The sequence below is a fragment of the Plebeiibacterium marinum genome (assembly GCF_026013615.1).
GTDB classification, from domain to species: domain Bacteria; phylum Bacteroidota; class Bacteroidia; order Bacteroidales; family Marinilabiliaceae; genus Saccharicrinis; species Saccharicrinis marinus_A.
Genome location: NZ_JAPDPI010000042.1, coordinates 39,229 through 48,004 on the forward strand (window position 1 = coordinate 39,229; position 8,776 = coordinate 48,004).

The 8,776-nt window shown below is 37.9% G+C and carries 6 protein-coding genes; all 6 read left to right on the forward strand.

Going from position 1 to position 8,776, the window contains the following annotated elements:
• The first annotated feature begins 29 nt into the window (after positions 1-29).
• Positions 30-1,898, forward strand: a complete 1,869-nt coding sequence (locus tag OM074_RS16780) for an alpha-amylase family protein (protein WP_301201565.1) — start codon at positions 30-32, stop codon at positions 1,896-1,898.
• A 196-nt stretch (positions 1,899-2,094) separates the two neighbouring features.
• The gene (locus tag OM074_RS16785; protein WP_301201567.1) at positions 2,095-2,466 is read left to right on the forward strand and encodes a BlaI/MecI/CopY family transcriptional regulator; all 372 of its coding nucleotides are present in this window, start codon (positions 2,095-2,097) and stop codon (positions 2,464-2,466) included.
• Positions 2,467-2,471: 5 nt separating this feature from the next.
• Positions 2,472-3,986, forward strand: coding sequence for a M56 family metallopeptidase (locus tag OM074_RS16790; protein WP_301201569.1), 1,515 nt, complete (start codon positions 2,472-2,474; stop codon positions 3,984-3,986).
• A gap of 173 nt (positions 3,987-4,159) precedes the next feature.
• Complete coding sequence (locus OM074_RS16795; protein WP_301201571.1) at positions 4,160-4,423, forward strand: CPF_0552 family protein; 264 nt, start codon at positions 4,160-4,162, stop codon at positions 4,421-4,423.
• 165 nt (positions 4,424-4,588) lie between these two features.
• Positions 4,589-6,022 carry a [FeFe] hydrogenase H-cluster radical SAM maturase HydG gene (hydG, locus tag OM074_RS16800; RefSeq protein WP_301201573.1) on the forward strand — a complete coding sequence of 478 codons (1,434 nt, stop codon included), beginning with the start codon at positions 4,589-4,591 and terminating at the stop codon, positions 6,020-6,022.
• Positions 6,023-6,237: 215 nt separating this feature from the next.
• Positions 6,238-8,520, forward strand: a complete 2,283-nt coding sequence (locus OM074_RS21625; RefSeq protein WP_301201575.1) for an NADP-dependent malic enzyme — start codon at positions 6,238-6,240, stop codon at positions 8,518-8,520.
• The last annotated feature ends 256 nt before the right edge of the window (positions 8,521-8,776 follow it).

Genomic DNA, 8,776 nt, shown 5'->3' on the forward strand with positions numbered 1-8,776 from the left:
TTATCAGGATTGACACTAAATTTTATAGTATGAAAAATAATTTAATAAGCATAGTGATTATGTTTGCTTTGTTAAGCGGGGCTTGTGTGCAACAAGGAAAACAGAAATCAGAACAGGATATAAAACCTGAAAAAGCGATAGTTTACCAGGTATTTACCCGTTTATTTGGAAATAAAAATACCAATAACAAGCCATGGGGAACCATAGAAGAAAATGGTGTTGGAAAGTTTAATGATTTTACCGACCAGGCGCTTTCAGAAATCAAAGATTTAGGAGTTACACATATTTGGTATACAGGTGTTCCACATCATGCAACCATTACAGATTATTCTAAATATGGGATTTCCAATGATGATCCGGATGTTGTAAAGGGTAGGGCCGGGTCTCCTTATGCAGTTAAAGACTATTACCAGGTAGATCCTGATTTGGCAGTAGATCCTGAAAACAGGCTTGAAGAATTTAAGGCATTGGTGAATAGGACTCATAAGCACGGAATGAAAGTTATTATAGATATTGTGCCAAACCATGTGGCACGCAATTATAGAGGATTAAATAATCCGGAAGGAGTTGTTGATTTTGGGAGTCAAGATGATGTGAATGTTGAATATAAGAGGGATAATAATTTTTACTATGTGGTAAATGAAGCCTTTGAAGTACCTGAGACAATAGATGGATATGTGCCTTTGGGAAGTGCTGTACATCCTCTGGCTGATGGGAAGTTTGTTGAAAATCCTGCAAAATGGACAGGAAATGGATCCCGGTTGGCTCAGCCACATCATTATGATTGGTATGAAACGGTAAAAATCAACTATGGCGTTCGCCCCGATGGTAGTTTTGATTTTGATACACTACCAGTGGCTTATTCAAATAAAGGGTTTGAAGCCCATTATGAATTTTGGAAGGATAAGATTGTGCCTGATTCGTGGACTAAATTCCGGGATATTGCTTTCTTTTGGTTGGATATTGGAGTTGATGGTTTTCGATATGATATGGCAGAAATGGTTCCTGTTGAATTTTGGAGTTTTATGAATTCATCCATTAAAATGAAAAAAACAGATGCATTTTTGATGGCTGAGGTCTATCAGCCCGGGCTTTATCGTGATTACATTCATAAGGGCAAAATGGATTATTTATACGATAAGGTGGATTTGTACGATACACTGAAGCATATCATGCAAGGTCGTGGTTTAACCGATAATATTGCTCCCATACAGGAAAAGCTTATGGATATAGAACATCACATGTTGCATTTTTTAGAAAATCACGATGAGCAGCGTATTGCTTCACCGGGTTTTGCAGGCGATGCAAGAAAAGGAATGCCAGCTATGGTAGTTTCAGCAACATTAAGTACTTCACCAACCATGGTTTATTTTGGACAAGAAGTTGGGGAGCCAGGAGATGAAGATGCTGGGTTTGGGAACCCTACACGAACTTCTATTTTTGATTATGTTGGGGTGCCTCACCATCAGAGGTGGATGAACGGAGGGGCTTTTGACGGAGGACAATCGACATTGGCGGAAATAGAGTTGCGTGATTTTTATAAGCGATTGTTAAATTTTACTGCCAAAAGCAAGGCTTTAATGGGATCATATAAAGATATTCATGCTTATAATAGAGAAAAAACAACAGGTTATACCTCCAAAGTTCATTCATTTGTTAGATGGAGTAGTGATGAGAAGTTGGTTATTGTCTCAAATTTCAGCGATTCTGAGAATTTTGCTTTTCAACTAAAGCTACCGGAGGAAATTGTAAAAGAGTGGCAATTAACTAATAAGCAATACAAACTTACAGATCAGTTATATCAGGAAGAGATTATGTATTTAGATGTGAAAGATGGCTTGGGTACTATAAATTTAGAAATAGGGTCATTGCAATCATTCATTTTAAAGCTCATGTAAATGCACCTTTTGTATTATCTCGGGTAAGGAGAGGAGTAATTGGTTTTGTGTAACTAAAAAAGTAGTTTAAAATTTGGATATTAAAAATAGATCGTTTATTTTTGAACTAATATTTTAGTTGAATGATAAGACAGGATAGAAAATGGGATCGAGTATAAAGATGATTTTTCTTCTTGTCGGATAAAGAGAGTGTGAAATGAAGGAATTAACAAAAGCAGAAGAACAAGTAATGCAGATTATGTGGCAATTGGGCAAAACCACAGTGAAAAGCATTGTTGAAAAAATGCAGGAACCCAAACCTGCATTCAATACCATATCTACCATAGTAAGGATTTTAGAAACTAAAGGTTTTGTTGATCATGAAAAGGCAGGTAGAGGGTATGTTTATTTTGCTGTTGTATCTAAAGAATCATATCGTAAAAAGTTTATGAAGCGTTTTGTGTCAAACTATTTTCAAGGATCGTTGAAAGAATTGGTATCCTTTTTTGCAAAAGAAGACAATATGGATATTAAAGAACTTGAAGATCTGATGAATGATGTTAAGGACGAGTTAAAAAACGAAAATTGACAGCTATGGAAACTATTATTAAGTATTTGTTAGAATCATCCGTAATATTAGGAGTGTTAGCTGTTTTTTATCGCCTTGTGCTTCATAACGAACCAATGTTCAGGTTTAACAGAATGTACCTGCTTTTGTCGCTATTGGTGGCTGCAGTAGTTCCTTTGTTGGATTTGTCATCGTATTTTTTTACAAAAAACAGTGGCCCAAATATCACTTACATGCTTGGGGCGGTGAATGTGTATTCTGGTCAGGTACAGCAAACTATTGTCCCGGTTATTACAAAGCACCATTTCTTTAATTGGCTTTATGTTGTCGGGGCATCTGTTTTGTTAGCCAGGCTTTTTTATGGGTTTTTCCGTTTGGGCGGATTATCCCAAAAGGCAGAATGGCAAAAAATTAATGGTTATAAGGTGGCAAATTTGCCCGGTCGCTTTAATCCGTTTTCGTTCTTTCGTGTCATTTTTGTTAACAGTTCTCTTTATTCAAAAGATGATTTGGCTAAAATTATGGAGCATGAAATGGCTCATGTTCGATTCAATCATTCACTAGATGTTATTATTATTGAGGCACTTTTGGTAATACAGTGGTTTAATCCATTTGCCTGGATTATTCGTCGGTTATTAAAAGAGCTTCATGAGTTTCAGGCCGATCAGGAAGTGTTAAAAAAGGGAGCTTCCATTGGTCAGTACAAAATGTTGTTGTTGTTTCAGGCATCAGGTGCCCGTTTGCTGCCTGTAAATAACTTCAATCAATCCATTACTAAAAAACGATTTAAAATGATGACAAATAATTCTTTAAGAAACAGTGGCGTTATGAAGGCTGTTGCTGGTCTCTTTGTTGTAGCCACAGTTACCTTCTTTTTTGCCTGTGATAATATTGGTACAGAAGAAATTCAGCAACAGGCTGATGAAATATCCAATGAAGAGCTGATGGCTACAAAAGTTGAAGGATATTTTTTGCCGGACTCTTCAACCGTATATTTTATGGTTGACGAGATGCCGCAATTTCCTGGAGGTGATATGGAATTGCGGAAGTATATAGCACAGAGCGTGAAGTATCCTGTAATTGCCCGGGAGCAAGGAGTGCAAGGAAGGGTTTATGTGCAGTTTGTGGTTGATACAGATGGTAAGGTTGCTGATGTGAAAACGGTCCGGGGTGTTGATGTTAATCTTGACGAAGAAGCTATCCGGGTTATAGCCGGAATGCCAAAGTGGATACCCGGAAAGCACGAAGGTGAGCCAGTTAGGGTTTCGTATACTGTTCCTATAAATTTTGTTTTACAGGGTGAAGGTTCCGGGAAAGACATAATATCTGAAGAGCCCATGGTTTTAAAAGATGGAGTTGAGATAAGTAAGGCGGATATGAATAAACTGGATCCGGAAATAATAGAGTCGGTTAGTGTATTGAAGGACAAGGCTCTTGCGGTAGAAAAATACGGTGAAAAAGCTAAGAATGGAGTAATAATTATAGAAACCAAAGAGGCTAATTCTGAAAAAAATGCAGTTCATGTTGTAGGCTATAAGTAGTATATAAACATTTAGAAATCCAAAAAATGCCGTTAATTCAATGAGTTGGCGGCATTTTGTGTTTTAAGATGGGGGGGGGCCGAGTGTAAAGATTCTCTCAATTTTGAAATTGTTGCTTGAAAAAGTCATCCTGTTATCTTAACTTTTGTTTTTACATTAAAATTTAAAGCGTTATGGCTAATTCAGACATTACAATTTTAGGCGTAAGTGTGTATGACCGTACACAAGAAGCTGGTGAAGTGCAAAATGTATTGACAAAGTATGGGTGTTCCATTAAAACTCGTTTAGGAATGCATGAAGTATCTAATGATTTTTGCAGTAAAAGTGGTTTAATTATCCTCGAGCTTTTTGGAGAAATGGAAGAACAAGAGAAGTTAGAGACATCCTTAAAACAAATTAATGGTGTAGAAGTGCAAAAAATGGTATTCGGAAAGTAATATTTGTCAAACGAAAATAGCGAAGTGGGGACCTAAAGCAATATATTATAGTCCTACCTTCGCATTTCTGGAATAACCTGGAGACTTAAATTATTTGGTAATTATTTACCTTTTTCTCCGAAAAAGCCCTTATTTTTGCATCTCTAAACTTATAGGAGAGAAAAGATGTCAATGATCTATCATCCACAAAAATATCGTATTGAGGATAAATCAATGCAGAATTTCATAGATGAGGAAGAAATTAATGAAATTCTACAAAAAAATGAAAACCCTTCCAGGGAACGAGTAAGGGAAGTAATTGAAAGGTCTCTGAAAAAAAACAGGCTCTCACTTGAAGAAACGGCTGTTCTTATAAATGCCAATGATCCGGAACTGATTCAGGAAATAAAAAATGCTGCCAAAGAACTTAAAGAAAGGGTATATGGAAAACGTATTGTTCTTTTTGCCCCTTTGTATATCGGGAATTTGTGTGTGAACAATTGTACATATTGTGGTTTTCGCAATGATAATAAAGACCAAAAGAGAACAACACTTACAGAACAGGATTTAAAGGACCAGGTAAAAGCATTAGAAGATAATGGTCATAAACGGCTTATCCTGGTTTATGGTGAACATCCTAAATATAATGCAAAGTTTATTGCAGATTCTGTGCGTACCGTTTATTCCGTCAAGCATAAAAACGGTGAGATTCGCAGGGTTAATATTAATGCTGCCCCACTTGATGTGGAGGGATTTAAAACGGTAAAAGAAGCGGGTATCGGGACTTACCAGATATTTCAGGAAACATACCACAAAGAAACCTATCTGAAAGTTCACAAAAGCGGAGTGAAGCGTGACTATGACTGGAGAATTTCCGGTTTAGACCGGGCAATGGAAGGAGGGATAGATGATCTGGGAATCGGTGCTTTGCTTGGCCTGTATGACTGGCGTTTTGAAGTAATGGGACTGTTGCGTCATGTTAATCACTTTGAGGCGGTGTATAATGTAGGTCCCCACACCATCTCGTTTCCGCGTTTACAAATGGCCTCAGGAGTTAATGCTGATAAAAAGTGGATGGTATCGGATGAGGATTTTACTAAATTAGTGGCTATTCTTCGTTTAGCAGTACCTTATACCGGATTGATTCTTACAGCCCGCGAACCAGCAGCTATACGTGATGAGGTATTACAATATGGTGTTTCGCAGATAGATGGAGGTACTAATATAGAGTTGGGTGGATATACTAGCATAGAAGAACAGCAGGATTTGGATCAGGAGCAGTTTGAAATATGTGACGACCGTTCACTGAATGAAGTCATGGAGGAATTGGTTAGTAATGGTTATATCCCCTCTTTTTGTACGGCTTGTTACCGTTTAGACCGGACAGGTGAACATTTTATGGAGTTTTCTGTGCCTGGGTTTATTAAGCGCTTCTGTCAGCCCAATGCTATGCTCACTTTAGCAGAATATTTAGAAGATTATGCACCGGAAGAAACCAAAAAGAAAGGGTATGATTTGATAGAAAAAGAGTTGGCAAATTATGAAGATGAGCGATTCAAAGAAAAACTTGTCGATCGTTTAGAAAAAATAAAAGAAGGCCAACGCGATTTATATTTTTAACAGCAATATAAAATTGGAAGTATGAGGGAGGATGGTAGGACTGCTCTTCTCTCTCTGAACTTCTAAAATATGATCTCCATTCCTGGCACTATACTTCCCTGATTTAATTCATGCTTATCGCATCGTATATTTCAGTAACTTTATTTACTTAGAAGTTTGTACAGTTGTAGCAAGCTTAAATAGTCGAATAATTTATTGAAATAAATCTATCACTTATGGCTGATTCAAAGATAAGAATTCAGGATGCACTTGATTATCATACCAAGGGAACCCCAGGAAAAATTGAAGTTGTTCCAACAAAAGCTACCAAAACACAACGAGATCTTGCTTTAGCCTATTCTCCAGGAGTAGCTGAGCCATGTCGTAAAATTGCCGATGAGGTTGAAGATGTATATAAGTATACAGCAAAGGGAAATCTTGTGGCTGTAATATCAAATGGTACGGCGGTGCTTGGTTTGGGGGATATCGGTCCTGAAGCTTCAAAACCTGTAATGGAAGGAAAGGGATTGTTGTTTAAGATCTTTGCTGGTATTGATGTATTTGATTTGGAGTTGAATACCAAAAACATTGAGGAATTTATTACCGTGGTAAAAGCTCTTGAACCCACATTTGGCGGTATTAATCTGGAGGATATTAAGGCTCCTGATTGTTTTGAGATTGAACAAAGGTTAAAGGAAGAACTCAATATCCCTATCATGCACGACGATCAGCATGGAACTGCAATTATTTCCGGGGCGGGTCTGATAAATGCGCTGAAAGTAGTAGGTAAAAAGGCTGCAGAAGTCAGGGTAGTAGTTTCTGGAGCTGGCGCATCAGCCATTTCTTGTATAAAGATATTTATAGAGTTGGGTGTACAAAAATCTAATATCATAGTTTGTGACTCGAGAGGTGTAATCCGAAATGACCGGGATCAGTTGTCAGGGAGCAAAAAGGAATTTGCAACAGATAAAGATTATCATAATCTGGAAGAAGCAATGGCAGATGCAGATGTTTTTTTAGGTTTGTCAAAGGGGAATGTAGTAACTCCATCTATGTTAAAGAAAATGGCTCCCAACCCAATTGTATTTGCCCTGGCAAATCCAGATCCGGAGATTGCTTATGATCTGGCAATGGCTACACGGGATGATGTGTTAATGGCAACAGGTCGTTCAGATCATCCCAACCAGGTAAATAATGTGCTTGGATTTCCCTTTATTTTTAGAGGAGCTCTGGACGTAAGGGCTACGGCAATTAATGAAGCCATGAAGTTGGCGGCGGTAAAGGCTTTGGCGGATCTTGCCCAGGAACCAGTGCCAGATGTGGTTATAAAAGCTTACAATAAAGATACTATTTCGTTTGGGACGGAGTATATCATTCCCAAACCACTTGATCCCCGGTTGTTAACAGTGGTGGCACCTGCTGTAGCAAAAGCTGCTATCGATAGCGGGGTGGCAAAACATCGAATTACAGATTGGGAAGAGTATAAAACGAGTCTGATTAAACGTTTGGGGCACGATGACCAGATTATTAGGCGGTTAACCAATAAAGCCAAGCAGCATCCCAAACGTATTGTTTTTGCTGAAGCAGAAGACTATCGTGTGCTTAAGGCAGCGCAAATTGCTATGGATGAAAGAATTGCCATTCCGATATTATTAGGTGATGAAGATAGGATCAATGCTTTAATTGAAAAGTATAATCTTGATTTGGGGGATACCAGGATTATTAATCCACAGAGCAAGTGTTCTTCCGATATGGTTAAGCGCTACGGAAAAATGTTCTTCGAAAAGCGGCAGCGTCGTGGCTATAATCTCTATGAAGCAAATAATGAAATGACTAAGCGTAATTATTTTGGTTGTATGATGGTTGAATCAGGGGAGGCAGATGCGATTATTTCTGGTATTAGCCGTAAATATGCACATACAATTAAACCGGCGCTTCAAATTTTTGGAACAGAAACTCCAGGGAAAAAAGTGTCAAGTATGTATATGATGCTGACCAAACGTGGGCCGTTGTTTCTTACCGATACTACTATGATACCTAACCCAACTTCCGAAGAGCTTGTGGAAATAGCCTTTCAGGCAGCAATGGCTGTTAAAGAAATGATGGGTATGGAGCCAAGGGTTGCTTTTCTTGCCTATTCAAATTTTGGATCTTCGGATGATGTTGAGCCTAAATTGGTAAGAAGTGCAGCTGCACAAATGAAAGATAAATACCCCGAAATTATCTCTGATGGGGAAGTCCAGGCAAATTTTGCCTTCAACCAGCAAGAATTGAAAGAAAATTACCCGTTTTCAAATTTAATAGGTCATGAGCCCAATGTTTTAGTGTTTCCAAATTTGGCAAGTGCAAATATTGCTTATAAATTAATGCAGGTTATGAAAAGTGGAGAAGCAATAGGGCCAATTGTTCTTGGAATGAAACAACCGGTACATATTCTGCAATTGGGGTGTTCTGTACGTGAGATAGTCAATATGATTACTATTGCAACTGTAGATGCACAAATAAAGGGAGGGGAATAGAAATGCTTTTATCAATGAGCAATAATCAATAACCAATAAGCAGTAACCAGTAACCAATGTCCATTGACCATTGACTAATAGCTAATGCCTATTTCCCATCAAAAAAAATCCCCATCCAACCCCTTGACAAGATGCCAGTTATATTATATCTTTGAATTCTTTGTGAAAAAACTTTGCAAAAAAGTTTGGCGGGTAAAAATAAAACCTCTTTCTTTGCACCCGCTTTAGAGAAAAACGGTTCTTTAAAAGATAGCAA

Bases quoted from the DNA above. Each gene is read 5' to 3' on its own strand.
- OM074_RS16780 (WP_301201565.1), top strand. From the start codon at position 30: ATGAAAAATAATTTAATAAGCATAGTGATTATGTTTGCTTTGTTAAGC.
- OM074_RS16785 (WP_301201567.1), top strand. From the start codon at position 2,095: ATGAAGGAATTAACAAAAGCAGAAGAACAAGTAATGCAGATTATGTGG.
- OM074_RS16790 (WP_301201569.1), top strand. From the start codon at position 2,472: ATGGAAACTATTATTAAGTATTTGTTAGAATCATCCGTAATATTAGGA.
- OM074_RS16795 (WP_301201571.1), top strand. From the start codon at position 4,160: ATGGCTAATTCAGACATTACAATTTTAGGCGTAAGTGTGTATGACCGT.
- hydG (WP_301201573.1), top strand. From the start codon at position 4,589: ATGTCAATGATCTATCATCCACAAAAATATCGTATTGAGGATAAATCA.
- OM074_RS21625 (WP_301201575.1), top strand. From the start codon at position 6,238: ATGGCTGATTCAAAGATAAGAATTCAGGATGCACTTGATTATCATACC.